Origin of the sequence: Snodgrassella communis, from assembly GCF_914768045.1 — a bacterium.
Lineage (GTDB): Bacteria > Pseudomonadota > Gammaproteobacteria > Burkholderiales > Neisseriaceae > Snodgrassella > Snodgrassella communis.
In genome coordinates this window covers 247,440-271,427 of the sequence record NZ_CAJZCD010000001.1, presented here as the reverse complement: position 1 = coordinate 271,427, position 23,988 = coordinate 247,440, and the positions used below count along the sequence as shown (strand labels likewise).

Here is a 23,988-nt window from a genome sequence, read left to right as displayed (position 1 = left end):
TTTTAAATTATAAAATTGTTAAATATAATTGTGCAATAAATTAAATATAAACAAAGATGATAATATTTGCCAAATTACTTTATATAGCTCAAAAACACCATCTATCTAAGCCGTACCAGCATAACCCGCCACAATAGACCGCAAGAAAAAAGCCACAACAGCATACAAACCATCGTGGCCTTTCCTGAGATAATTAACACCTATCCGTATTAATTAAGCTCAAACAACACTAATGCAAGCCGACAATATTGCCCGCAGCATCAACATCAATCTGGCGGTAAGCAGGTAAAGTACCCAGCCCCGGCATCGTCATCACATTACCCGCATACACCCGAATAAAACCGGCACCGGCTGATAGCTGCAAACGTGTAATTTCAACATCAAAATCAGTAGGCACATTTTTCAGATTAGGGTCGGCACTGATAGATAACGGCGTTTTCACCATACACAAAGGCAGATGGTCGAGCTTAAGCCGCTGGATTTCCGCCAGATTCTGCTCAGCCTGTGCCGACAAATTAGCCTGACGCGCGCCATATTTTTTCGCCATCGTCTGAATCTTTTCTGCCAGCGGCATATTGTCCGCATAGGGCAGAGTAACCGCATTATCCTGTGCACACGCAGCCACCACATGCCGCGCCAGCGCTTGCGTACCTGCACCGCCCTGAGTAAACGCATTACTGATTTCACAAGCACAGGCTCCGTGTTCCAAAGCATATTGTTTAACAAAATCCAGTTCTTCATCATGATCGTATGGGAAGCGGTTAATCGCCACAATCACCGGCAAACCATAACTTTTCGCATTCTGAATATGCCAGCCCAGATTGGCACTGCCTTCTGCCAGCAGTTCCACATTACATTGCGTTACCTCCGTCGGTAACGCCTGCCCGGGCTTAATATTGAAGCGGCCACTGTTGGATTTCAAACTGCGCACCGTAGCCACCAGCACCACACACGACGGCGCCACACCAGTCTGGCGATATTTGATATTAAAGAACTTCTCCATACCCATATCCGAACCAAAACCAGCTTCAGTAACCACATAATCAGCGAGCTGCAATCCCACCTTATCTGCCAGCACTGAAGAATTCCCATGCGCAATATTGGCAAACGGACCGGCATGAATCAGCACCGGCGTCTGCTCCGCCGTCTGCATCAGATTGGGATTAATCGCCTCTTTCAGTAATACCGTCATCGCACCGGCTACCTCCAGTTGTTCTGCCGTAACCGGATTACCCTGAGTATCATAAGCCAGAATAATCCGCCCGATACGCTGGCGCATATCCTGTAAATCAGTAGCCAGAGCCAGAATCGCCATCAGCTCCGAAGCTGCCGAAATCTCAAACCCGTCTTCCCGTTCTACCCCATTAACACCACCACCCACGCCCACCTTAATCCGGCGCAGCGCACGGTCGTTATGGTCAATAACCCTTTTCCACACAATCCGGTTTTTATCAATATTCAGCCGTGGCAACTGCGTTTGCGCCGTAAACTCCTCACCCAGATGCTCCTCATGATATAAGCGTGCATCCAGTGCCGCAGAGGCCAGATCATGCGCCGCCGTAATCGCATGAATATCACCGGTTAAATGCAGATTAAGCTTCTCCATCGGCAACACCTGCGCCTTACCGCCTCCGGCAGCACCACCTTTCACCCCAAACACCGGCCCCAGACTGGGCTGGCGGATACAGGCAATCGCTTTCTGCCCGATAAAATTCAGCCCCTGACTCAGCCCGATTGTCGTAACCGTTTTACCTTCACCCAGCGGCGTAGGCGTAATCGCCGACACCAGTACCAGCTTGCCTTGTTTTGCATCTGGCTGAATCATCTGCAAATCCACCTTGGCTACTTCATGACCATAAGGAATAAGATATTGCTCTGGGATGCCACAGTTGTGGGCGATTTCTGTAATGGAAGAAAGGGTAAAGGCCATGTTTATTTAATTCCTGATAGTGAGTTTAATAAAATTCAATAATTAAGCAACATTTACGTAAAAAATAGTAATAATATTAACCTATTTTATATTTTAGAGCTTGTATTAAGTTTTATGTAATAAAAAACAGCCAAATTAATTAACATAAAATTACATTTGTGGTATAAATATGGTGTAATCAGAATAATTTCTAAGACTACAAATGCTAAATATTTCATTTATATTTTAATTTAATAGAAGAGTGTATAAATTTTATTAATAATTTTAGCTTTTTTGCTACAAATAGTCCTTGTATAGAAAATTTATGTAAAATATAAGTAGTACTAGGTTTATCTGTGATTTGTATCTAAATATAATTAAATACTGTTAATTCAAAAGCCTTTATTATGGACCAATTGACAAAACAAGAAGTTAAGCGTTCTGCTGCTGCATCTGTTACAGGATATGATTATCAATTTCTTTACTTTCTTTTTTTAGCATTGGAATTAAGAAAAGGTCAGAAAATTGGTTTTGAAATTAAAGATGATATTCATATAGAAAAAGAAGATGGGTCAATTATTTTACTTCAGTTGAAGCATTCCATTAATAAAGCAAATGGGAAAGTAAAAAATATGGCCACTTTAAATGATGGTTTTTGGGATACATTATCTTCTTGGCTAAATTTAATTTCTTTTGGGCTTAATTTAGAGAAATATTCTTTTGTACTAGTTACAAATATGAATGAAAATGGAAATGAGTTTATTAAGCAGCTTAGTAATTTTCAAAAAACTAAAAATATAGATGTATTTAAAGAATATATTTTAAATATAAAAACTAAAAATCAGACAATCCTAGATTGTATAGATAAAATTAAAAATCTTGATATAATAAAACTGAAATTATTTTTCTTAAATTTGTCAATTGATTTAGGTGTTGATAATCTTATAAAAAAAATTGAAGATCAAATTCTTTACATGTGTAGAAAAGAGAATTTTGTAGAGGCAATTTTCGATAAGTATTACTCTAATATATCTAAAGCTAGATATTTTGATATTAAAAATAGAAAAGAATTCATAATAACCTTTGATGATTTTACGACTAGATTCGGTAATTGCATGGATTATGCATTTAATCCTAATCAGTTACCAATACGAGAACCAGTTTGTGTTATTCCAGATAATTTGGAAAATCAAATATTTATAAGGCAATTACTTGATATAGAGTATATTCAACCACAATCCGAAGAAATTCTTGACTTGACTTTCAAGAAGTTAAAAATGATTGATAATGTTTTTTATTGGGTTAGAAAGGGGATGGTTAGCCAGTCTGATATAGAACAGTATGATAATAATTGTATAGATCTTTGCAATACAAAATCAAAGCGTTTATATCGAGAGATAACTAAAAAGTTAAATCAGGGTATTTCAATTGATGAGTTAGACAATGAAATCAAACACCAAGCTATCACACTTGTCGATGAATTACATGAAGAATATATTGGCATTCCAGGTCATGATAAATTCTATAATTTAGTTATACATCAAGGTCATCTTTATGCATTATCTGACGAATTAAGGATAGGCTGGCATTATGACTGGCAGAATAGGTATAAAAAATCATGAAACCAATATATTATCTTTATAATAACGAAGCTATTGCTACAACTGCTTTATTGTCCATGATAAATAAATTAAAACAGATTGATATTGCATTAGCTCCCTTAATTTTGCCTTTCTTATTTGATAACCGTACAGTTAATCATCTATTAAGAAAAGAAGTTAATTATTTAAATATAGAGCAGTTTGTTCAGGATAAACGTCTATATTTTACTGCATTTAATAACAGATTTCTTTCATTGTTGCCTGTTACTATTAATGCACTGATGATTTTGCGCAAAAGTGGTGTGATAAAAATTACAGATATGATATCTATAAAAAAAGAACTTGAATTTGATATCAATAAACTAGGGATAAGATTTATAAAAATAGAAAAAGTCATACCTATATTTGTAGAATTGATTAAAGATTATTCACTTACTGATTTGTACATCATATTTAAGATACAGTTATGAAATTTATATTACTCGAAATTAAACTTTGGTTTAAAAACGAATCCATATCTCCTAAAAGTTATTTGTTTAAACCCAATAAAATTAATGTTATTACAGGAAGTTCAAGTACTGGTAAAACCACTATCTGGCGTATTGTTGATTATTGTTTACTTTCTGGTAAAACACAAATTGCAGATAAAATTGCTAATGCTGTATCGTGGTTTGGAATCCGTTTAATTCTTGATGGGCAAGAAATCTCCATAGCTCGAAGCTCCCCAGAAAACGGTATTGTATCTCAAGATATATATTTTAGTTTAGGCCCTTTACCTGAAAAACCCGTAAGTAACCAAACTATCTTAAAGACTAAACAACATCTAAATAAATATTTTAACTTTTCTAATGAATTGAAACAGGCTTACAATAATTTATTATCTTATCGACATTTTTTGATTTTCTGTACATTAACAGAAAAAATTATTGCTCAACCTGATATATATTTTGACCAAAAATTTTTTAGCGACGATTTCAAATATAGCGGCACTGGTAAAATGCTCAATCATATATTTGAATTAATTATTGGCGCTAATAATGTTGAAATAAAAGCTACAAATAAAGCTACAAAAGGAATTACTAGAGAAATTAATCAAATTATAGGTAATATTAAAAAAAATGAAAAAATAATCGAAGAATATAAAAATAAAGTAAAATCATTAATTGATGATTCTAAAAAATACAATTTTATTGATTCATCGCAAACATTTAAAAATGAAAACGAAGCAATAACATTGATTGAGCAAATCATTATCATCGCTAAAAGTATGGCAGTAGGTAATTCTGGTCTTGATGAAGATGATGAAAGACTCAATCAAAAAAGAAATGATATTATTCTAGAAATACAGAAGTTAAAAAAATACAAACGAGAATATGAAAATTACAGAGAAAATTTAAGGAAGTTGGCAGATAGCCTACAACCAATTGAATTTTTAAATGAGAATTTGTCAAATCAACTGGCCAACTCTTATGAAACACAATTATTTTTACAGTCGCTGGCAGATTCTTTTTCCAAGATTAAGAAAAGTATTAATCAACAAATTTCACCATTAGATGTTTCTGAAGATTTGAAAGTATTTGAAGAACAACTAAATAATATTAATAGGCAAATTAAAGAAAAAAATAAATCATCAAATAATTTTTTGCACGACAATGCAAGTTTTATCAATATTGGAAATATAGAAGGTAGATTAAAATCTCTTTTGAATGCTGAAGAGATTAATAAAATTGAATGTGATTTAGCGACTAACTTAAAAGAATTACAGCGTTTAAATGACAAAAAAGATGAATTTTCTAAGGAATCTGCTGAATGCCAATATGAGATTATAAAATTACAAAAAATACGCTTATTAAATGAATGTATACAGAAAGTCTATACTCAACTTAACTGGTTCACAGAGTATAGTGAATATAGTGTGGCTTTGAATATAAAAAATTTAACATTAGATATCTGCCCACCAAATATGGCGTCATTCTTTCCTATTAGTGAGATAGGGAGTCAGGCTAATTATGTGTTTTTGCATTTATGCATGTACTTGGCGTTGCATATACATATGTTTAATATGAATATTCATTATGTGCCACAAATTATTTTTATTGACCAGCCTAGCATTCCCTTTTTGCGCTATGAAAAAGATCAAGAAATGCTGCAAACAATTTTTCATGTGCTTAATTCTTTTATTGATACAATGGTTATTAAAAATAAAACCCCGTTTCAAATAATTTTGACAGAACATGCATTACCAAGTGATTGGGAAAAATTGCCAAATTTTATTTTGATTGATGAATTTATTGATGGGAATGCCCTTATACCAAATGAACTTATATAAGAATGTTTGAATTTATGCCGAAATTTGTTCTTGGAAATATTAGTAGATTAATTATACACAGTATTGGTAATAAAAGTACTGCGGATGGTGTACGCCTGTGTGATGAGTTAAGCGATTATACGAATGTGGAAGATACTTTTAATAAGTTAATCACTTCTAATTTCAAATTTGATGAATTGTATCAGTTTCATTTTTTTCCCGATTTGGAGCTTAATCCAGTTTATACCATTATCAATGCCATGTTTGAGAACACTGATATTGATAGTTTTATCAATCAGTCTAAAAATATGGGGCGTTATCTGTATGAGAAAAGTAACCACCCGCAAATCAAAGCTGGTGAGTTAGGGGTATTTTATCTTGCTGATTGTACAGTTGATGATGAATTAGTGGATTGTATTGGTATCTTTAAATCTGAAAATAAGCAGAAAATTCTTAAAGTTGAAGACAAGCAAACTGGTTACGATTTGGCGGATATTGAAGGCTTAAGTATTCAGAAGCTGGATAAAGGTTGCCTAATTTTTAATCTGCATCGGGAACAGGGCTATCTGATTGCCATTGTGGATAACACTAACAGACGTGCAGAAGCCAAGTACTGGACAGAAGATTTTCTAAGTATTAAACCAATCAATAACGAATTTCATCAGACGACATATATTATGGAAACGGCCAAGCAATTTATAGCTCAAACCATGGATGCTGATGATGAAGCCAGTAAGTCGGAAAAAATAGATTTACTTAATCGTTCTGTGGACTATTTTAAAAATAATGAACAGTTTGATTTACAGGAATTTGAGCAGCAGGTGTTTGCAAAAGATGATTTAATTAAGAAATATCAAGATTTTAGTCAGAATTATGCGCAGGAAACGCAATTAGAACCGGTTAAGAACTTTGATATTTCTCCGAAAGCAGTAAAAAAACAGGAGAGGTATTTTAAGAGTGTAGTGAAGCTGGATAAAAATTTTCATATCTATATTCACGGTGGCAAAGATATGATTGAAAAAGGTAGAGATGGTGATGGGCGTAAGTTTTATAAGATTTATTATCAGGAAGAAAACTGATTATTTAGCGTGTAGTAACCGGGTCTGGGGAAATGGTCCCGCCGACAGGAATCGAACCTGTATCACACGCTTAGGAGGCATGTGTTCTATCCGTTGAACTACGGCGAGACTGAAAAACAGGGCTATGGTTGGAATCAGCCATAGCCCGCTATTTTAAGAGATTCGGGCTAAAGATGCCAATGCTAAATCACGCATGGCCTGTGTGGTATCGTTATTTGGTAAATCATTCAGGCAGTTAATGGCGGCATCTACTGCTTTTTTGGCCTGTTCGGTGCAATAGGCCAATGCATCTGAATGAATAACATGATGGTGAATTTTGTCGAAATAGCTGCGGTCGGCATGCTCCAGTGCGTGGCGCACATCAGCAGCGGCGGCAGGGCTGCCCTGATTGAGCAGGTAAATCAGCGGTAGGGTGGGCTTACCTTCGGCCAGATCGTCACCAACGTTTTTACCAATGGTATCTACATCGCCGGCGTAATCCAGCACATCATCGATAATCTGGAATGCTGTGCCCAGATAAGTGCCGTAGTTTTTCAGTGCCAGTTCCTGTTTTTCGGTAGCCTTGGCCAGTATGGCGCCCACCTGTGCTGCGGCCTGAAATAATTTGGCGGTTTTGTATTTGATTACCTGTAGATACTGTTCTTCGGTTATGTCGATATTGCCAATATTCATCAGCTGCATCACTTCACCCTCAGCGATGATATTGGTGGCTTCGGCCATTACTTCCAGAATACGCAGGCTGCCGGAACCTACCATTAGCTGAAAGGCGCGGGTATAGAGGAAGTCACCTACCAGTACGGCTGCGGCATTACCAAACAGGTTGTTTGCGGTTTCACGGCCACGGCGCAGGTCGCTTTCATCTACTACATCATCGTGCAGCAGGGTAGAGGTGTGGATGAATTCCACCATGGCTGCCAGTGAAAACAGTGGATCCTCATTGTAGCCCAGTGCCTTACCGGCAAGAATGGTGATTATCGGGCGCAGACGTTTTCCGCCGGCGCTGATAATGTACTGGCCGATTTGAGAAATCAGGACAACTTCAGATTCGACAGCTCGGTTGATTACTGCATCAACTCGGTTTAGGTCTTCTGGCAGGTGTTTTTGGAAATAAGGCAGGTTTTCAAGCATGTGTTTAAGGTTTCTGCAACTGGTACTGGTGATGTGATTTAATCCATATGTGCTCGTAACTGCTGGGCACTATTGTCTATTATTATACTTGAAATCAATTTAGGAAAGAGAAAAGTTAGATTGGGTTAATTCAGATGGATTCTGTGGCCGCAGTAAGGTGCTGAAGATTGAATGCGCAGTAGGCTTTTATGTCTGTAGATATATGTGAGTCAGTTGGTTGATCAAATTGCAGTTGTTCTAGGTGAGTATGTTGCTTGCTTTGGTAACGTATGGCTGCTGGATTGATGCTAGTTAGGTAGCTGATTTTGTCCGGTACAGACAGTGCGTGTATTTTTGCTAATGGATTAGGGCGTGTGAATAATGTTTTTGGTATCAATATAAGTTTATGGCTACAGATATTGGTTTTTCTAGTATTACGCTGGATATTGTGCTGTTTGCTGTGCTTTTGGCGATGGCTTCAATATTGCTGTAAGGGGATGCAGAGACGAAATCGGTCAAGATTATATTTGGTGTGGTTATTTTTCTGTATGCAATTAATGGCGGCTTTTGTCTACCGGTATATATAAAGATTAATGTATTGGCAGGTGAGGTTGGTAAGGTAAAAATGTTGCTGTGCGCTTACTGTAGCTAAGTTTGTGCGGATAAGTTCACTATCAGATTTGTATGTATATAGCTATGTAAATGTTTTTGGGTAATCAAAGTATGTTGCTGTTTGGTGTTCTTCAATGATTGAGACCAGATAATCTGGCTGGATTGTGCAAATCGGGTGTAGCCAGTCTGAAATGCTACGGTCAATAAAAAACTCCTTACGAATAAGGAGTTTGATATGGGTATTTAAATGCCGTTTAGTTTTTGGGCATGGTGTGTATACAGCTGCCAAGACCAAGATGTGTTTGTTTCTCTATTTTGGTGGTGCCATTAATGTTGATGGTAGCACGCTGCCAAGTACAAATGTACAGAATATGCAAAATGGGTTTTGATTCAACTAATAACCAAGGAGAAGTGATCTCAATCGGTTTGGCAATAGGTAAATTAACATCACCGATAGGGTGAACTATGCCTACATTGGAATTACCGGCAAAGCTGCTGGCGGGAAGGGCTAAAAGCAAAGATGTAAAAAGTACGGCTAATTTTTTCATTTTATTTCCTAAATTGATTTATTAAGGAAAATTTATGTTAACACAAATAAAGTCTAATTTTTTTCAATAGGTTGTGTAAATGACATTAGTTTAGGAGAGGAAATTTTGCTGAACTGGAGATTAAATATTTTCGATTGGCCTTTTTTTATGCTTTTGATTTTAATATTTATGTCGATTGATTGTTATGAAATTAGAGATGAAATTTATTTCAGCCTTGTATCTAGCTGGTTTTCAGCTTGTCTGCTATTGATACTATTTTAAATTTGCTAATCAATGTTAATTCAAGCACTAAGTTATAGTTAGTATTAGTTTATAGATAAATGCTGAATGGGTTTGGTGTGTGTAATTCTTGGTTTTGAATGATTTGTTTGTTATTTTATTGCTTAAATATGTCATAATTAATAATAAAATAGGTTTTTATTGACTTTTTTTGGCATTAAATTGCTTTTTGCAAATTTCTGTGTTCGTAAAGAAATTTTTTGTGGTTTTTTTGTGTATTGGCTGTATTTTAGGATAAGGTTTTCAGATTAATAAAGTTAGTTATTTATAGTGTGGAGCCGGTTGTTGGATGTTCGATTAATCAGCAAGAATTTGTGGCCATGATTTTTGCTTGAACAGTACGCTAAGCTTAGCCAGTGTTGCAGATAGGAAGTCTTATGCAGATGCCTATAGTGCTGAGTGTTATTGATGAAGTCATTGCTACAGGTTTGATTACTGCTTCTTAACTGGCTGTTAGTAAGGCGGTTTACTGGCAGGTGTGATGCTGATAGTGGAAAGATAGATATATTCGGATTGCAGTCTTTATATGTATATATATTGTTTCAGTTCTATACAGACAGAAAGATATTTTATTTACTGTTTTGACAGTAAAATCAGTGATTGTTATAATTGCCAATTCCGTTTTTGTGCGGAAATTTAGTTTTTGTTTTTTTAATTGAATTCCTATTGGAGTTGAGTATGTACGCGGTCGTAAAAACCGGCGGTAAACAGTATAAAGTTACCGTTGGCGAAAAATTAAAAGTAGAACAGATACCAGCAGAACTCGACAGCCAGATCGAACTGAATGAAGTTTTGATGATTGCTGACGGTGAAGCGGTGAAGGTGGGTACGCCTTTTATTGAAGGTGCGAAAGTAACCGCTAAAGTGGTTGCCCATGGCCGTCACGATAAGGTACGCATTTTCAAAATGCGTCGTCGTAAACATTACCAGAAACGTCAAGGTCACCGCCAGAATTTTACCCAGATTGAAATCGTGGCGATTGCCTAATTGAGTGAAGGAATAACAGAATGGCACACAAAAAAGCAGGCGGTAGCTCCCGCAACGGTCGTGATTCAGAAGCCAAACGCTTAGGCGTTAAAGCTTTTGGTAATGAGTTGATTCCGGCTGGTTCAATTATTGTTCGTCAACGCGGTACCCGTTTTCACGCTGGTGAAAATGTAGGTATGGGTAAAGACCACACTTTATTCGCTAAAGTGGATGGTTATGTGGAATTTGCCGTAAAAGGTGCGTTGAACCGTAAAACGGTAAGTGTGCGTCCGTATACTGGCGCAGACGAGTAAGTTTTTACTGATACTAAGCCCTGCCTGTCTGGCAGGGCTTTTTTGTTGTAAAGCCGGTTGTGGTGAATAGTCAGCACTATTGTGCTGTAGTTTAGCTATAATCACGCTATGACGCTTTCACATGGGCAGTACGCTTTTTGTCTGCCCGGGCATAAATATTGCAGACTGAGAATGATATGAAGTTTATTGATGAAGCAAAAATCGAGGTAGTTGCCGGCCGTGGCGGCAATGGTGCGGCCAGCTTCCGCCGCGAAAAATTTGTGCCCAAGGGCGGTCCGGATGGTGGTGATGGTGGCAGAGGTGGCAGTATCTGGGCGGTGGCTGATGAAAACATCAATACTTTGGTGGAATATCGTTTTGTTAAACGTTATCAGGCTAAAAATGGTGAAAAAGGTCACGGTTCTGACCGCTATGGACGTGGTGCTGATGATATTGAGCTGAAGATGCCGGTAGGCACGCTGATTCGTGATGTGGATACGGAGCAGGTGGTAGCCGATTTAACGCATCATGGCCAACGGATATGTCTGGCTAAAGGTGGTAAGGGCGGTTTAGGTAATATTCACTTCAAGTCATCGGTTAATCGCGCGCCAAAACAGGCAACACCCGGTGAAGAGGGTGAGGCACGCTGTTTGCTGCTGGAATTAAAAGTACTGGCTGATGTGGGCTTGCTGGGTATGCCAAATGCCGGTAAGTCTACGCTGATTAGTGCGGTTTCAGCAGCGCGGCCTAAGGTGGCTGATTATCCGTTTACGACTTTGCATCCGAATCTGGGGGTGGTGCGTAGTGATGATAATCATAGTTTTGTGATGGCTGATATTCCCGGATTGATTGAAGGTGCAGCCGAAGGTGCCGGTTTGGGGCATCGTTTTCTGAAACATTTGTCGCGTACGGGATTGTTGTTACATGTGGTGGATTTGGCACCTTTTGATGAGGATGTAAATCCGGCGGCTGAGGCGCTGGCGATTATTGAGGAGCTGCGCCGTTTTGATGAGGCATTACACGATAAGCCACGCTGGCTGGTGTTGAATAAAATAGACATGCTGGCTGAGGATGAGCGCGCTGCCCGTGTGGCTCAGTTTCTGACCGATATCGGCTGGGATTATCCGCAGCCAAATGATGAGTTTGAATTTGATCTGACAACGCCACGTGTTTTTGAAATCAGTGCTTTGGCACATCAGGGTACGCAGGAGCTGATGCAGACTATTCAGCGTTATCTGGATGCACGGCATAAATTACAGGCACAACAGCAGGCAGTAGAGCCAGTTGCAGCAGTGACGTCAACTGCAAACGGATTGATTCAGCCTGAATAATTCAATCAATTGGTATGGTTTGTTTGGCCACCTGTTACAGGTGGCTTTTTTGTGTTTGAATAAGGCAGGAGATATGTGAAAGGAAAAGTTTAATTTGCTTACTGGTGAGAAATGCGACGGCGTAAAAGCCGGTATAAAAACTGTAAGATTAATACGCTGATTAAGGCCAATACTGCAGCTATGGATATCTGTTCTACGGTATAGGCAGTGGATTTGATGGGTGTAACAGTGCTGGCTGTTGCTTGATAGGTGGCAACAGTTATGCTGCGGGATGTCCGCAAGCTGGTTTGGATCAGTTGTTGTTGCGCTGTTTGCTGTACAACTTTGTAGCTAAAGGTATCGTTGTCATTCTTTTGTTTGCTGCCGTCTGGTTTTTTGGCCAGAAAGGTAGTTTTAGCCAGTGAATGCTGCTGGACATAGGAATAGGGTAAGGCCAGAAAGGAGCCATTTGGTTCAAATGCGGCAATGGTGAAATCTGAGTGCCAAGGTTTGCGGTTTTCGGCTGTTCTGCTGTCCAGATTGGCTTGCAGGAAGATAAACAGAATCAGAAAACCGCAGAATAATACCAGTTTGAGCAGTCGCTGCTTAAATGGTCGAGGATGTTTCTGGGGTTGTTTTGTTGTTTGATTATGCTGTTTAGTCATGATGCTGTACCACTGCTGGTTGGTTAAGTCGATTTGAAAGGGTTAGTGGAGGCCGGCTGGTGATTTTACCTAAATTTTGGGTTGTTGATATTTAATATGTTTTTATTGCCGCTGTAAAATGGGCTGACGGATGGCAGATATGTTGATTTAGATCAGTTGTTTATGTTTATAATTGATTCAGAATTATTTTTTTATCTGTATTGTTGGGTATGGATGTTTTTGCGGGCAATGATGGGTGGTGCAGAGTATATAAATGGTGTTTGAGTTTTCAGATGGAAATTATTATCATTAATATTTGATATGGTTAATCCGATTTAGGAATAGATATATGAGCGAGCAACATGATATAGCTGAACTTCAGGCAGCCGTAACACGGCTACAGCAGTTAGATTCTCTGGTTCTGGCTACAGTAGGACAGGATGGGGTGCCACTAGCGAGCTATGCGCCATTTGCCGAGCATGATGGTTGTCTGTATGTGTTGTTGTCGGGATTGTCGTTACATACGCAGAATTTACAGCGGCAGCAGCAGGCGAATGTGATGCTGATTGAAGATGAAGCTTCTGCTCGCAATATATTTGCCCGTGCGCGGCTAAATTACACGGTGTCGGTAACCACTATTGAAAAAGATACTACTGATGGTATTGCGGCTTTGCAGACGATGAAAGCTAAGCTAGGCAAAACGGTAGATGTGCTGGGCGAGTTGCCGGATTTTATGCTGTTTCGCCTGCAACTGGAAAAAGCGCGTCTGGTAACCGGTTTCGGGCGTGCTTATGTGTTTATGCCGGGAGATGTGGCCGGTGCGGTACAGTTAACGGAAAAGAATGCTAAAACAGAGTGATACCGGCAGGTGCGGCTATTGCTCGGTAAAGGGGAATAAAATCCCGTACAATAGTCGTTTTATTTGGATAAACCGGAGCGGCATTCATGTGGTGTTGGCCTAAACGAATTTGGGTAATTATCCAGACGATTTATATATATGGTTTGCTAGATCTGGTGCAAGTGCATATAAGGTCGTTATGGTTACAAAGGCTTGTATCCATGATGCCTCGTGGTCGCAAATACCGGCAGTTATCGGCGGCGGTGCGCTTGCGTCTGGCGCTGGAGAGTCTGGGGCCGATTTTTGTAAAGTTTGGGCAGGTATTATCTACGCGGCCAGATTTGATACCGCCTGATTATGCTCATGAGCTGGCTCTGTTGCAAGACCGTGTGCCACCGTTTGACAGCGATGTGGCAATTAAGGTTATTGAAAGTGAGCTGGGTAAGCCACTGGAGGCGATTTATGCCCGTTTTAATCCGCAGCCGGTAGCCAGTGCTTCTATTGCGCAGGTACATGAAGCTTATCTGTTTAATGCAGATGGTGGTGTTGGTCAGAAGGTAGCAGTTAAGGTGTTGCGTCCGAATATTGCTCCAGTGATTGATCAGGATCTGGCGCTGATGGCTATGGGTGCGCGCTGGGTGGAATGGCTGTTTGCTGATGGCAAGCGGCTGAAGCCGCGCGAGGTGGTGGCTGAATTTAAGAATTATCTGCATGATGAGCTGGATTTAATGAGAGAGGCCGCCAACGCCAGTTTGCTCGGACGCCAGTTCAGTAATAGTTCGATGCTGATTATTCCAGCAGTTTATTATGATTTTTGTGCCCGCCAAGTACTGACTATTGAGTGGATGGATGGTATTCCTGTTACCAGTCTGGGCAGGCTGCGTGAGAAAAATATTGATTTACGCCAGCTGGCTCGCTATGGGGTAGAAATTTTCTTTACTCAGGTGTTTGATAATGGATTTTTCCATGCGGATATGCACCCGGGAAATATTATGGTGGCGGATGACGGTCGTTATATTGCGCTGGACTTTGGTATTGTTGGCACTTTGACTGATTACGATAAACGTTATCTGGCGATTAATTTTCTGGCGTTTTTTAATCGCGATTATCATCGGGTGGCAGTGGCGCATGTGGAATCTGGCTGGGTACCGGCAGACACAAGGGTGGAGGAGCTGGAGGCAGCGGTACGTGCAGTATGTGAACCGGTTTTTAATAAGCCGCTGGCTGAGATTTCCTTTGGTATGGTGCTGATGCGGTTATTTGAAACCAGTCGCCGTTTTAATGTTGAAATTCAGCCGCAGCTGGTGTTATTGCAGAAGACGTTATTGAATATTGAGGGACTGGGGCGACAGCTTGATCCCGAGCTGGATTTATGGGCGACAGCCAAACCGTTTTTAACCCGCTGGATGCATAACCAGATTGGTTTGAAAGCTCTGTGGAAAGCGATACGGCAGGAAGCTCCGGACTGGGCTCAGATGCTGCCAGTTCTGCCACGCAAGCTGAATGCTTTGGTAGATGAAAGGCAGCATCTGCAATGGCGTGATGCCTATGTTCATTTACTGCGTACCCAGCGACAGCAGAATTTCTGGCTGGCGGTAATTGCGCTGGTGATGCTGGCCATTTTTCTGTTTAAATGATAGTTGCTGCCTGCGTAACCCAAAGTTGTGGTGTGTATTCATGACCATATTGCTGGTATTGTGAAATCTGCTTAAAGTTATAGGCAGTATTTCAAAAGACAGATTTCAGGTTATAATTTTGTCATTGTTTCTATGTGGCGGCCTGTCCGCAGTATCTCATCTGTAAAGGAGTAGTCTTGTGTCGCGTGTGTATCCTTACCCTCTGATTGCAAAGGAAGGCTGGCCGTTTATTATCGGCAGTCTGGTGCTGAGCATATTAACGGCTATCTGGTGTGGATGGTGGTCGCTGCCGTTATGGGCACTGACAGTATTTGTGGTGCAGTTTTTCCGTGACCCGGCACGTGATATTCCCACGGGGCCGGAAGATGTATTAAGCCCGGCAGACGGAAGGATTGTTGTGCTGGAAAAAACTACTGACCCATATCGTGGTGTTAATGCGCTGAAAATCAGTGTGTTCATGAATGTGTTTAATGTTCACTCCAATCGCTGTCCAATTGATGGTAAGGTGGAGCGGGTAGATTATTTTAAGGGTAGTTTTCTGAATGCTTCAATGGATAAGGCTAGTGTGCAAAATGAGCGTAATGCGGTGCTGGCGGTAACAAAGACTGGCCGGCCGGTAACTTTTGTACAGGTTGCCGGTCTGGTGGCACGGCGTATCCTGTGTTATGTTAATGCACACGATATATTGCATCGCGGTAATCGTTATGGTCTTATCCGCTTTGGTTCGCGTGTGGATGTTTATCTGCCTGAAGATGCCACTGCGCTGGTAGCAATTGGTGATAAGGTAAGAGCCAGTAGTACAGTTCTGGCTACTTTGCCCTTACATGCGCCGCCGGCTGCCACTTCTGCGCCAGAAAATGGTGCCAATTCTGTGGACAACACAACAGAACAGGCTGATATGGTGAAAGAAGCCACCGACCGGGCAGCGCTAGCTGCACAGCATGTCCTGTCACAGGAATAAATATTATTTATTGTTATACAGGCTGTTTGCTCCTTTTCGGGATCAGGCAGCCTGTTGTTATTTAATCAGATAGCTTATGAGTGAAATTGCTAAAGCCAGTTTGACTGCCCAACAGGCAGCTGAACGGGTGTTGCTGGTAGGTGTCATGCTGGATAAGGATTTTCCGGTTGTGGCTGAGCGCCGTACAACGCTGTTTCAGTCGGCACTGGCTGAAGCACAGGAACTGGTGCGTGCCAGTGGGGCTGAACTGGTGGGCGTGATGACTTGTAAACGCCAGCAGCCGGATAGTGCATTGTTTGTGGGCAAGGGCAAGGCTGAAGAGCTGGCGCAGCAGGTAGCTGAGACTAAGATTGATCTGGTGGTATTCAATCATGCGCTGACGCCAACGCAAGAACGTAATCTGGAACGGTTGCTGCAATGCCGGGTATTGGATCGGGTGGGCTTGATTCTGGCTATTTTTGCACGGCGTGCGCGTAGTCAGGAGGGACGTTTGCAGGTAGAGCTGGCACAGCTGGTGCATTTGTCCAGCCGGCTGATACGGGGTTATGGGCATTTGCAAAGCCAGCGCGGGGGGATAGGGTTACGCGGGCCGGGTGAAACACGTCTGGAAACCGATCGCCGCCTTATCAGGCAGAAAATCACCCGTTTACGCCAGCAGTTGCAGCAAGTACGGCGGCAGCGGGCAACACAACGTAAAAGCCGTAATCAGGGTATGCTGCCTGCTTTTGCACTGGTAGGCTATACTAATGTGGGTAAGTCCAGTTTGTTTAACCGCCTGACTAAGGCACAGGTAGTGGCGGAAGACCAGCTGTTTGCTACGCTGGATAATACGGTGCGTCGCCTGTATCTGAATGATCAGACAAGTGTATTGTTGTCTGATACAGTAGGTTTTGTGCGTGATTTGCCGCATGGTCTAGTGGCTGCTTTTGCAGCTACGCTGGAAGAAACTGCGCTGGCTGATGTGCTGTTACATGTGGTTGATGTTACTCATCCGGAATTTGAACGGCAAATCGATGATGTGAATGCGGTGCTGAAAGAAATTAATGCAGCAAACATACCACAATTGATTATTTATAATAAAATTGACAAACTGGCTGCTGCGCAACGGCCACAGGGTATCGTATGTGATGCACGAGGCCGTCCACAGGCAGTTTATATTTCAGTACAAGATGGTAGTGGACTGGCTGATTTGCGTACGGCCATGATTGAACTGGCTAACTTTAAGCATGTAAGACATGATGAACAGGTTGGTAGTTAATGCTGCCTACCGAGGATTTGATTAAAGATGACACAAGAACAAGCTAATATGATTAAACATAATCGTCCTAATCGTCCGAGCCGGCGCCGGCGGCTACGTGACAACAGTATTTATTTGTTGCCGAATGCATTTACGCTGGCTGCGCTGTTTGCGGCTTTTTATGCGATTACTCAGTCTATGCATGGTCATTATGAAATTGCAGCGATAGCAGTGTTTATTTCTATGCTGCTGGACGGAATGGATGGGCGGGTTGCACGCCTAACCAATAGCCAAAGTGCGTTTGGTGAGCAGCTGGACAGTTTGGCAGATATGGTGAGTTTCGGCGTAGCACCAGCGCTGGTTGCGTATAAGTGGCAGTTATTTCATTTCGGTAAAATTGGCTATTCAGTAGCCTTTATTTACTGTGCCTGTGCGGCTTTGCGGCTGGCACTCTTCAATACTCTGATTGGCAAGGTAAGCAAAAAATGGTTTATCGGGATTCCCAGCCCGACAGCTGCTGCTCTGGTGATTGGTCTGATCTGGGTAAGTCATACGTTTCACGGCTTACCTCATTTAAACTGGCTTTGCCTGATTATTACCCTGTTTGGTGGTTTGTCTATGGTAGTGCAGATACCTTTCTGGTCGTTTAAAGAAATTAATGTTTACCGCAAAGTACCTTTTTTTGTGATGATTTTGGCTGTAATCTTCCTGCTGGTGGTGACATGGGAACCATCGGTGGTGTTGTTTACATTTTTCCTACTCTATAGTTTATCTGGCTATGTGATGTTTATCTGGCGCGTGCTAACCAAACGTAAATTTCAGCCAGAATCGTGATGAGGACTTATTTAGCGTTGTAAAAAAATAAGCTGATGCATTCAATATAAAGGAGAATATTTATGGCAGTTAATTTATCTGTACCGAGTGATAAACAGATTCTGGCTATTGATGGTGTGCAGGTTTTCATTGGTCAGGCTGGAATCAAAAAGCCAAAACACGATGATTTAACTTTGGTGGTACTTAATAGTGTAAACAGCATTGGCGCTGTATTCACACAAAACCGTTTTTGTGCGGCACCTGTGCAGATTGCCAAGCAGCATTTGGCGGCCGGTACAGGAGTACGTGCACTGGTGATTAATACCGGTAATGCCAATGCCGGTACCGGCCAGCAGGGGCTGGCAGATGCAGAGTTTATTTGTGAAAAGGTAGCACAACAGATTGGCTGCCAAGCTTCAGAAGTACTGCCATTCTCTACTGGGGTGATTCTTGAACCATTGCCAGTAGATAAAATTGTAGCAGCATTACCAAAAGTTAAAGTTGGGCACTGGCCGCAGGCTGCGGCCGCAATCATGACTACCGATACTGTGCCCAAAATGGCCAGCCGTACCGTATATATTGATGGGCATAAGGTACACTTTACCGGAATTGCCAAAGGTTCGGGTATGATTCATCCGAATATGGCCACTATGCTCGGATTTGTGTTTACTGATGTATCTATAGCCCAGCCACTGTTACAACAAATGGTAGCAGAGGTGGCGGCCACAACATTTAATGCGATTACTGTGGATGGCGATACATCTACGAATGACAGTTTTGTGGTTGTGGCTACGGGTAAGTCTTCATTAAGTCGAATCGTTTCTATGTCCAGCAAGAATTATGCTGCGGTGAAAATTGTACTGGCTGATCTGGCACTGGAGCTGGCGCAGGCTATCGTGCGCGATGGTGAAGGTGCAACTAAATTTATTACTATTGATGTACGTCATGCGCTGACAGAAGCTGAGGCGCGGCAAGTGGGTTATGCAGTTGCTCGTTCACCACTGGTAAAAACCGCTTTTTATGCCAGTGATCCCAATCTGGGGCGTATTTTGTGTGCTATTGGCTATGCAGGAATCGCTGATCTTGATGTAGCAGCAATTAAAGTATATCTGGGTGATGTTTTGGTGGCAGAAAAAGGTGGGCGTGCCAGCAGCTATACAGAAGAGGCTGGTCAGCAAATAATGGCACAGGATGAAATAACCGTGACAATTGATTTGGCACGAGCTGAAGCGCAGGCGAAAATTTATACCTGTGATTTATCCAAAGAGTATGTGGCGATTAATGCTGATTACCGTAGCTAATTAGTTAGCTTACTCAAAAATAAACCCGCTGTTATGGCGGGTTTATTGTTTCAGCTGGATTATTTCTGTACCGCAGTCAGTTTGATTTCCACTTTCCATTTTGGATTAGCCAGAACAGCCTGAACACAGGCTCTTGCCGGTGCTTTACCAGAAGTAACCCAGTTGTCCCATACCTGATTCATGCCCGCATATTCCTGCATATCGCTCAGGTATATAACTGCTTCGCAGATATGCTGTTTGTCACTGCCACAGGCAGCTAGAATAGTATCTATCTGTGCCAGAACATTGGCAGTTTGTGCGGTGATGTCGGCATCCTCATTAGTGGGTACCTGTCCGGCGAGAAATATCAGACCATTGGCAATGGTGGCTTCTGCAAGGCGGTTACCGCTCTGGTAAAATTCGATACTCATGTACAGGCTCTTATAGTAGTAAAACAATGATGTTAGCACAGTTGTCCTTGCCTGAATTGATGAGGTGAAGTGATGAGTAAAAGTAAATTTCCAGTAACTCCTGCTATCCGTTTTTTGCGTGCGCACCAGATACCGTTTGAACCTCGTGAATATACTTACGTTGAGCATGGAGGAACGGCACAATCGGCGTTAGCACTGGGCGTGGACGAACATGCAGTGATTAAAACCATTGTGCTGCAAAATGAACACAAGCAAGGTTTGATTGTACTGATGCACGGTGACCGGCATATTTCTACACGACAGCTGGCAAGAAAGCTGGGTATGAAGCATATAGAACCGGCCAGCCCGCAGCAGGCCAATAAATGGACGGGTTATCTGGTAGGTGGTACCAGCCCGTTTGGTAATAAGGCCGGGCTGCCGGTATATGTGGAGGAAAGTATTTATGCTTTGCCACTGATTTATATTAATGGCGGTAAGCGCGGTTTTCTGGTACAGATGCAGCCACAGTATCTGTCTTGTTTGCAACCGCAATCCGTGCAGGTGGCAACAGAAATAGAATAATAAAGAGAATTTATTATTACTGAACAGACCGGATAATCTTATTTCATTTGCCCGCGCTGGTAAGAATCATTGAAAGGCTGATAATGATGGTCGTGCAACTGCCGTGCAGCATCAGCTAGCCAGTTGACGTTGCGTAATAATACCCGTCCTTCCAGAATCAGGTCTGCCTGCTTGGTTTGCAGGATATATTCAGCCAGATCCGGACTATCCAGTAAGCCTACTGTCGCTACCGGAATATTCACGGCCTGTTTCATGGCAGTAGCAAACGGTGTCTGATAACCGCCATGTAGTGGCAAATCGGGGGCATAATCCATAACACCACCGGTGGATACATCAATACCATCTCGTTCAAGCCACTGGCATACTTGCTGCCAGTCGGCAATACTGTTTTGCTGACCACTTTGGTCGTAATCGGATAAAGACAGACGTACCCACAATGAACCGGAGAACTGTGCGCGCATATCAGTGGCAATTTCGTGCAGCAAACGATATCGATTCGCTAACGAACCGCCATATTCATCCCCGCGCTGATTACTCAGTGGTGACAGAAATTCATTGATCAGATATCCATGAGCACCATGAATTTCAATAACATCTACACCAGCCTGTTGCGCACGCCTGCTTGCAGCCACAAAATCTGTCCGGATCTGTTTGATTTCATCTAGGCTAAGTTCTTTGGGTGTTATTGAATTGGTATTGAAAGCGATGGCACTCGGTGCTACCGGCTGTTGTGCATCAACTGCCTTACGTCCGGCATGAGCCAGTTGGACACCAACCTTACTGCCCAGATAATGTAATGAATCTACCAGCTGGCTAAATTTTTCTGTCTGCTTATCGTCCCACAGACCTAAATCATACTTAGTAATGCGCCCATCTGGCTGTACAGCAGTCGCTTCAATAATAATCAGACCAACATTGGCAATGGCTCGCGCGCCATAATGAGCAAAATGAAACGGCGTAACTATTCCATCTTCCTTTTTTACTTCATACATACACATCGGCGACATAACTACGCGGTTTTTCAGCGACAGATTGCCAATGGTGACTGGAGATAATAATAATGACATGGCTTTTTCCTTTTTTATGTATTCAGTAACCTCGAAAATTTACTTAATTATCAGCATATTTTAAGGATTAGTCACGCCAAATGGAATGTGTACCGAAGGTAGTATTTGTGCTACTTTTTCTAAATGGTTCATCTGGTCATCGAAAAAAATGTGTGGTCGTATAATTTCTAATACTTTATATTTTTCTACTCCGCCAAGAAAAAAAGCTTCATTAATTTCTATTCCTAGTTCTCTTAAAGTGTTAATAGCTCTTGTATGTGACGGTGCGTTTCTGGCTGTGACGAGCGCTGTTTTAAGAATTGGTTGATATTTAGGATTTTGAGATAGTTCTAAATGCTCGATTTTCTGAATATGCGCTAGTCTGCAAATAAATTCATTTAATGGCCCTGGATTATGAAGAATATTTCGTTTTATGTTCTCATTCTCATGAAAACTTTTTAAATCCCCATTTTGCTGGTAGATTGCTTCAGCTTCATCATCAATAATTACACCATCGAAATCAAAGGCGATTCTTAGCTCATGGTCGTTAATATCGTCTTTTATGTTTCCTTTCATTACCATACCAGCAGGATAACCAGCTACTGTCGCTTGACGCACATCAACTTTGTTAGCTGATAGAAATAACTCAATATCGAAAGCGGGTATGTAAGGCAAAGGTGACTTTCCCTGCAAAAAAACAGCTCTGGTAATGTTTAAATTGTAATACTCTATTGAGTTCATCACTCTCAAGCCAGTATCTGGATCATTCCTTGATAATAATATTACTTCTACAAGAGCTCCATTTTCATCATTTAATGAATTTAATGACAAAAGTCTTTTTATAAAAGGGAATGCAACTCCTTTTTCGAGTGGTTTATTTTCATTTTTTCTCTGGTACTTTCGGTAACTCTGCTCTCCCTCGGTTCTGAAAATCTGATCTGATTCTTCTAAATCAAATAATGCACTTGAAGCCAATCCTATTACTAGTCTTTTGGTTAGATCATAAGCCATTATTTTCTATATGCTCCTGCTGTTAGAATTAATTGTAGTTTGTAGATAATAAGGGTTTATATGCTTGCAAGTAAGATTTTTCTGTAATTGGTTTGTTTATAATTTATGACACAAATCTCCATGTATAAATCCTTGCCAGTCAATATCAATATCTTTGCCAAATGCGATAACTTTAAATAATTCGCCCATTTCATGTGCGTTGAGCAGGGTATGGCAGGCTGAGGCTGCCTGGATGTAGGCTGTATCTTCTGGCTTGCCGGTTTGTGCCAGTAATTCGGTTATGCCCAGATTGAGCAGGAATGTTGCCTGATTGGTGTAACCAATTAAGTCTAGATGGTTATCGATTGCGGCGTCGGCAATGCGGGTGAAGTTGATATGGGCGGTTAGGTCGGTTAGGCCGGGGTAGTAAAAGGGGTTATGAATGGTGTGATGGCGGTAATGTCCGATCAGGGTACCTTGCCGGCGCTGCGGGTGATAATACTGTGCTGCATCAAAGCCATAATCAATCCAGATCATGGCTCCGCGTTGCAGTTTTTGCGCCAGTGTGGCGATGAATGCATATTGTTGTGGATGCAGTTCGGATTGATAGGGTTCTGCTGTTGCGGGGAAGGTTTGCAGTATCTGCTGTTGTGCAGCCGGATTGTTAAGGGGACGGGGTTGCCATTTTAATTGGCCGTCCAGCCAGCTGACGCCCATTTCTGCTATCTGATTTCCATGACGTTGATAAACCGGTACTGGTATGGCATCCAGAACTTCATTACCGAGCAGTATGCCATCAAATTGTGCTGGTAACTGGGTTAAATGGGTAACTTTATCTGCCTGCGCAGGGGCATGGGTATGAATGTATTCACGCTGGCGCTGCGCCAGTTCTGCTGATAGTTCGATGATGTAGTAGTGTTGAAGCTGGCTGTGGTGCAGTGCTGGCAGGATAGATGCGGCCAGCTGGCCGGTGCCGGCACCAAATTCGTAAATGTTACCTGCGGTTTGGGGTAATAGTGCATTCAGTTGTTGTGCCAGTGTGTGGCCGAATAGTGGTGTCAATACTGGTGCGGTAATAAAGTCACCATCCCTGCCAAATTTTTGTGCACCGCCGGTGTAATAACCATACTCGGGTGTGTAAAGCGCCATTTGCATATAGTCTGTAAAAGACAGCCAGTTATTCTGTTGCTGGATTTTTTGCTGAATAAGTGCTGTCAATGTCTGAGAGCTGGCTAGGGCAGATTTTTCAGGGCTGGGTAAGTGATCCATGGGATAGACGGTGAAAATTGTAAAGAGGAAGTCATTATAAACGTTGATTTTAATCTGTGTCTGCCCGGATAAAGTATCGCAAAAGGCACAGATAATCTGGTTTGGATGAATGGTAATTTAATGTGTTGAAATAATTGTGTTTTATGCTTTCAGTTGCTTTTCTATATAGGTAAAGTTTGACTGGATTACGTTGACCCTGTATGCAAAATTGCCTTATAGTGTGAATAAGTGTGTAAAGGTGTGGCAAAGTGGGGGATAATCCCGTTACG

Annotated in this window: 22 protein-coding genes and 1 tRNA gene; 14 read left to right on the top strand and 9 right to left on the bottom strand. The window is 41.5% G+C overall.

What is annotated here, in order from left to right; all coding sequences use genetic code 11:
* Nucleotides 1–229 precede the first annotated feature (229 nt).
* Entirely contained in the window at nucleotides 230–1,930 is a 1,701-nt protein-coding gene (locus MJ761_RS01180) for a formate--tetrahydrofolate ligase (RefSeq protein WP_093091235.1), read from the bottom strand.
* 386 nt (nucleotides 1,931–2,316) lie between these two features.
* Here MJ761_RS01180 and MJ761_RS01175 point away from each other — a divergent pair, with 386 nt between their 5' ends.
* Genes MJ761_RS01175 through MJ761_RS01160 form a run of 4 tightly spaced genes read left to right on the top strand, consistent with a single transcriptional unit; the run spans nucleotide 2,317 to nucleotide 6,897 of the window.
* Entirely contained in the window at nucleotides 2,317–3,531 is a 1,215-nt protein-coding gene (locus MJ761_RS01175; protein ID WP_093091233.1) for an ABC-three component system protein, read from the top strand.
* The gene (locus MJ761_RS01170; protein WP_093091231.1) at nucleotides 3,528–3,980 is read left to right on the top strand and encodes a three component ABC system middle component; all 453 of its coding nucleotides are present in this window, start codon (nucleotides 3,528–3,530) and stop codon (nucleotides 3,978–3,980) included. The genes MJ761_RS01175 and MJ761_RS01170 overlap by 4 nt, the downstream gene beginning before the upstream one ends.
* Complete coding sequence (locus tag MJ761_RS01165) at nucleotides 3,977–5,839, top strand: DUF3732 domain-containing protein (protein ID WP_093091229.1); 1,863 nt, start codon at nucleotides 3,977–3,979, stop codon at nucleotides 5,837–5,839. The genes MJ761_RS01170 and MJ761_RS01165 overlap by 4 nt, the downstream gene beginning before the upstream one ends.
* A gap of 2 nt (nucleotides 5,840–5,841) precedes the next feature.
* Nucleotides 5,842–6,897, top strand: a complete 1,056-nt coding sequence (locus tag MJ761_RS01160; RefSeq protein ID WP_218060192.1) for a nucleoid-associated protein — start codon at nucleotides 5,842–5,844, stop codon at nucleotides 6,895–6,897.
* Between the two features lie 33 nt (nucleotides 6,898–6,930).
* Here the strand turns inward: MJ761_RS01160 and MJ761_RS01155 are convergent.
* The 3 genes from MJ761_RS01155 to MJ761_RS01145 form a co-directional block, all read right to left on the bottom strand.
* Nucleotides 6,931–7,005: transfer RNA gene (locus tag MJ761_RS01155), tRNA-Arg, on the bottom strand.
* 45 nt (nucleotides 7,006–7,050) lie between these two features.
* Nucleotides 7,051–8,025: a polyprenyl synthetase family protein gene (locus MJ761_RS01150; RefSeq protein WP_093091227.1), complete on the bottom strand. Its 975-nt coding sequence runs from the start codon at nucleotides 8,023–8,025 to the stop codon at nucleotides 7,051–7,053.
* Nucleotides 8,026–8,870: 845 nt separating this feature from the next.
* Nucleotides 8,871–9,164: a hypothetical protein gene (locus MJ761_RS01145; RefSeq protein ID WP_093091225.1), complete on the bottom strand. Its 294-nt coding sequence runs from the start codon at nucleotides 9,162–9,164 to the stop codon at nucleotides 8,871–8,873.
* A 957-nt stretch (nucleotides 9,165–10,121) separates the two neighbouring features.
* On the opposite strand from MJ761_RS01145, the gene rplU reads away from it, so the two are divergent.
* The 3 genes from rplU to obgE all read left to right on the top strand — a co-directional run bounded on the left by rplU (nucleotide 10,122) and on the right by obgE (nucleotide 12,033).
* Nucleotides 10,122–10,430 (top strand): 50S ribosomal protein L21, encoded by a 309-nt coding sequence (rplU, locus tag MJ761_RS01140; RefSeq protein WP_093091223.1) that lies wholly within the window; start codon nucleotides 10,122–10,124, stop codon nucleotides 10,428–10,430.
* A gap of 20 nt (nucleotides 10,431–10,450) precedes the next feature.
* Nucleotides 10,451–10,723, top strand: coding sequence for a 50S ribosomal protein L27 (gene rpmA, locus MJ761_RS01135; protein ID WP_025331257.1), 273 nt, complete (start codon nucleotides 10,451–10,453; stop codon nucleotides 10,721–10,723).
* 176 nt (nucleotides 10,724–10,899) lie between these two features.
* Nucleotides 10,900–12,033, top strand: coding sequence for a GTPase ObgE (gene obgE, locus MJ761_RS01130; RefSeq protein ID WP_093091221.1), 1,134 nt, complete (start codon nucleotides 10,900–10,902; stop codon nucleotides 12,031–12,033).
* Between the two features lie 98 nt (nucleotides 12,034–12,131).
* On the opposite strand, the gene MJ761_RS01125 is transcribed toward obgE, so the two are convergent.
* Nucleotides 12,132–12,677, bottom strand: coding sequence for a hypothetical protein (locus MJ761_RS01125; protein WP_093091219.1), 546 nt, complete (start codon nucleotides 12,675–12,677; stop codon nucleotides 12,132–12,134).
* A gap of 328 nt (nucleotides 12,678–13,005) precedes the next feature.
* Between MJ761_RS01125 and MJ761_RS01120 the strand changes: the two genes are divergently transcribed.
* From MJ761_RS01120 to argJ, 6 genes are all read left to right on the top strand, one after another.
* On the top strand, nucleotides 13,006–13,515 hold the full coding sequence (locus tag MJ761_RS01120) for a HugZ family pyridoxamine 5'-phosphate oxidase (protein WP_093091217.1): 510 nt from the start codon (nucleotides 13,006–13,008) through the stop codon (nucleotides 13,513–13,515).
* Nucleotides 13,516–13,601: 86 nt separating this feature from the next.
* On the top strand, nucleotides 13,602–15,131 hold the full coding sequence (gene ubiB, locus MJ761_RS01115; RefSeq protein ID WP_093091215.1) for a ubiquinone biosynthesis regulatory protein kinase UbiB: 1,530 nt from the start codon (nucleotides 13,602–13,604) through the stop codon (nucleotides 15,129–15,131).
* Nucleotides 15,132–15,309: 178 nt separating this feature from the next.
* Nucleotides 15,310–16,092 carry a phosphatidylserine decarboxylase gene (locus MJ761_RS01110; RefSeq protein WP_093091213.1) on the top strand — a complete coding sequence of 261 codons (783 nt, stop codon included), beginning with the start codon at nucleotides 15,310–15,312 and terminating at the stop codon, nucleotides 16,090–16,092.
* A 76-nt stretch (nucleotides 16,093–16,168) separates the two neighbouring features.
* The gene (gene hflX / locus MJ761_RS01105; RefSeq protein WP_093091211.1) at nucleotides 16,169–17,350 is read left to right on the top strand and encodes a GTPase HflX; all 1,182 of its coding nucleotides are present in this window, start codon (nucleotides 16,169–16,171) and stop codon (nucleotides 17,348–17,350) included.
* Nucleotides 17,351–17,398: 48 nt separating this feature from the next.
* The gene (gene pssA / locus MJ761_RS01100; protein WP_037405315.1) at nucleotides 17,399–18,163 is read left to right on the top strand and encodes a CDP-diacylglycerol--serine O-phosphatidyltransferase; all 765 of its coding nucleotides are present in this window, start codon (nucleotides 17,399–17,401) and stop codon (nucleotides 18,161–18,163) included.
* Between the two features lie 62 nt (nucleotides 18,164–18,225).
* Complete coding sequence (gene argJ / locus MJ761_RS01095; protein ID WP_093091209.1) at nucleotides 18,226–19,443, top strand: bifunctional glutamate N-acetyltransferase/amino-acid acetyltransferase ArgJ; 1,218 nt, start codon at nucleotides 18,226–18,228, stop codon at nucleotides 19,441–19,443.
* Between the two features lie 59 nt (nucleotides 19,444–19,502).
* On the opposite strand, the gene MJ761_RS01090 is transcribed toward argJ, so the two are convergent.
* Nucleotides 19,503–19,853: a RidA family protein gene (locus MJ761_RS01090; RefSeq protein WP_093091207.1), complete on the bottom strand. Its 351-nt coding sequence runs from the start codon at nucleotides 19,851–19,853 to the stop codon at nucleotides 19,503–19,505.
* 72 nt (nucleotides 19,854–19,925) lie between these two features.
* Between MJ761_RS01090 and ybaK the strand changes: the two genes are divergently transcribed.
* The gene (gene ybaK, locus MJ761_RS01085; protein WP_093091205.1) at nucleotides 19,926–20,414 is read left to right on the top strand and encodes a Cys-tRNA(Pro) deacylase; all 489 of its coding nucleotides are present in this window, start codon (nucleotides 19,926–19,928) and stop codon (nucleotides 20,412–20,414) included.
* A 38-nt stretch (nucleotides 20,415–20,452) separates the two neighbouring features.
* Here ybaK and MJ761_RS01080 read toward each other — a convergent pair whose 3' ends face one another.
* The 3 genes from MJ761_RS01080 to MJ761_RS01070 all read right to left on the bottom strand — a co-directional run bounded on the left by MJ761_RS01080 (nucleotide 20,453) and on the right by MJ761_RS01070 (nucleotide 23,719).
* Nucleotides 20,453–21,481: an oxidoreductase gene (locus MJ761_RS01080; protein WP_093091203.1), complete on the bottom strand. Its 1,029-nt coding sequence runs from the start codon at nucleotides 21,479–21,481 to the stop codon at nucleotides 20,453–20,455.
* 60 nt (nucleotides 21,482–21,541) lie between these two features.
* Nucleotides 21,542–22,471: a 5'-nucleotidase gene (locus tag MJ761_RS01075; protein WP_093091201.1), complete on the bottom strand. Its 930-nt coding sequence runs from the start codon at nucleotides 22,469–22,471 to the stop codon at nucleotides 21,542–21,544.
* Nucleotides 22,472–22,567: 96 nt separating this feature from the next.
* Nucleotides 22,568–23,719, bottom strand: a complete 1,152-nt coding sequence (locus tag MJ761_RS01070; protein WP_093091199.1) for a class I SAM-dependent methyltransferase — start codon at nucleotides 23,717–23,719, stop codon at nucleotides 22,568–22,570.
* Nucleotides 23,720–23,988: the final 269 nt, after the last annotated feature.

Excerpts from the sequence above, each read along its gene's own strand:
- MJ761_RS01180 (WP_093091235.1), bottom strand. The coding sequence starts at position 1,930 with ATGGCCTTTACCCTTTCTTCCATTACAGAAATCGCCCACAACTGTGGC.
- MJ761_RS01175 (WP_093091233.1), top strand. The coding sequence starts at position 2,317 with ATGGACCAATTGACAAAACAAGAAGTTAAGCGTTCTGCTGCTGCATCT.
- MJ761_RS01170 (WP_093091231.1), top strand. The coding sequence starts at position 3,528 with ATGAAACCAATATATTATCTTTATAATAACGAAGCTATTGCTACAACT.
- MJ761_RS01165 (WP_093091229.1), top strand. The coding sequence starts at position 3,977 with ATGAAATTTATATTACTCGAAATTAAACTTTGGTTTAAAAACGAATCC.
- MJ761_RS01160 (WP_218060192.1), top strand. The coding sequence starts at position 5,842 with ATGTTTGAATTTATGCCGAAATTTGTTCTTGGAAATATTAGTAGATTA.
- MJ761_RS01150 (WP_093091227.1), bottom strand. The coding sequence starts at position 8,025 with ATGCTTGAAAACCTGCCTTATTTCCAAAAACACCTGCCAGAAGACCTA.
- MJ761_RS01145 (WP_093091225.1), bottom strand. The coding sequence starts at position 9,164 with ATGAAAAAATTAGCCGTACTTTTTACATCTTTGCTTTTAGCCCTTCCC.
- rplU (WP_093091223.1), top strand. The coding sequence starts at position 10,122 with ATGTACGCGGTCGTAAAAACCGGCGGTAAACAGTATAAAGTTACCGTT.
- rpmA (WP_025331257.1), top strand. The coding sequence starts at position 10,451 with ATGGCACACAAAAAAGCAGGCGGTAGCTCCCGCAACGGTCGTGATTCA.
- obgE (WP_093091221.1), top strand. The coding sequence starts at position 10,900 with ATGAAGTTTATTGATGAAGCAAAAATCGAGGTAGTTGCCGGCCGTGGC.
- MJ761_RS01125 (WP_093091219.1), bottom strand. The coding sequence starts at position 12,677 with ATGACTAAACAGCATAATCAAACAACAAAACAACCCCAGAAACATCCT.
- MJ761_RS01120 (WP_093091217.1), top strand. The coding sequence starts at position 13,006 with ATGAGCGAGCAACATGATATAGCTGAACTTCAGGCAGCCGTAACACGG.
- ubiB (WP_093091215.1), top strand. The coding sequence starts at position 13,602 with ATGTGGTGTTGGCCTAAACGAATTTGGGTAATTATCCAGACGATTTAT.
- hflX (WP_093091211.1), top strand. The coding sequence starts at position 16,169 with ATGAGTGAAATTGCTAAAGCCAGTTTGACTGCCCAACAGGCAGCTGAA.
- pssA (WP_037405315.1), top strand. The coding sequence starts at position 17,399 with ATGATTAAACATAATCGTCCTAATCGTCCGAGCCGGCGCCGGCGGCTA.
- argJ (WP_093091209.1), top strand. The coding sequence starts at position 18,226 with ATGGCAGTTAATTTATCTGTACCGAGTGATAAACAGATTCTGGCTATT.
- MJ761_RS01090 (WP_093091207.1), bottom strand. The coding sequence starts at position 19,853 with ATGAGTATCGAATTTTACCAGAGCGGTAACCGCCTTGCAGAAGCCACC.
- ybaK (WP_093091205.1), top strand. The coding sequence starts at position 19,926 with ATGAGTAAAAGTAAATTTCCAGTAACTCCTGCTATCCGTTTTTTGCGT.
- MJ761_RS01080 (WP_093091203.1), bottom strand. The coding sequence starts at position 21,481 with ATGTCATTATTATTATCTCCAGTCACCATTGGCAATCTGTCGCTGAAA.
- MJ761_RS01075 (WP_093091201.1), bottom strand. The coding sequence starts at position 22,471 with ATGGCTTATGATCTAACCAAAAGACTAGTAATAGGATTGGCTTCAAGT.
- MJ761_RS01070 (WP_093091199.1), bottom strand. The coding sequence starts at position 23,719 with ATGGATCACTTACCCAGCCCTGAAAAATCTGCCCTAGCCAGCTCTCAG.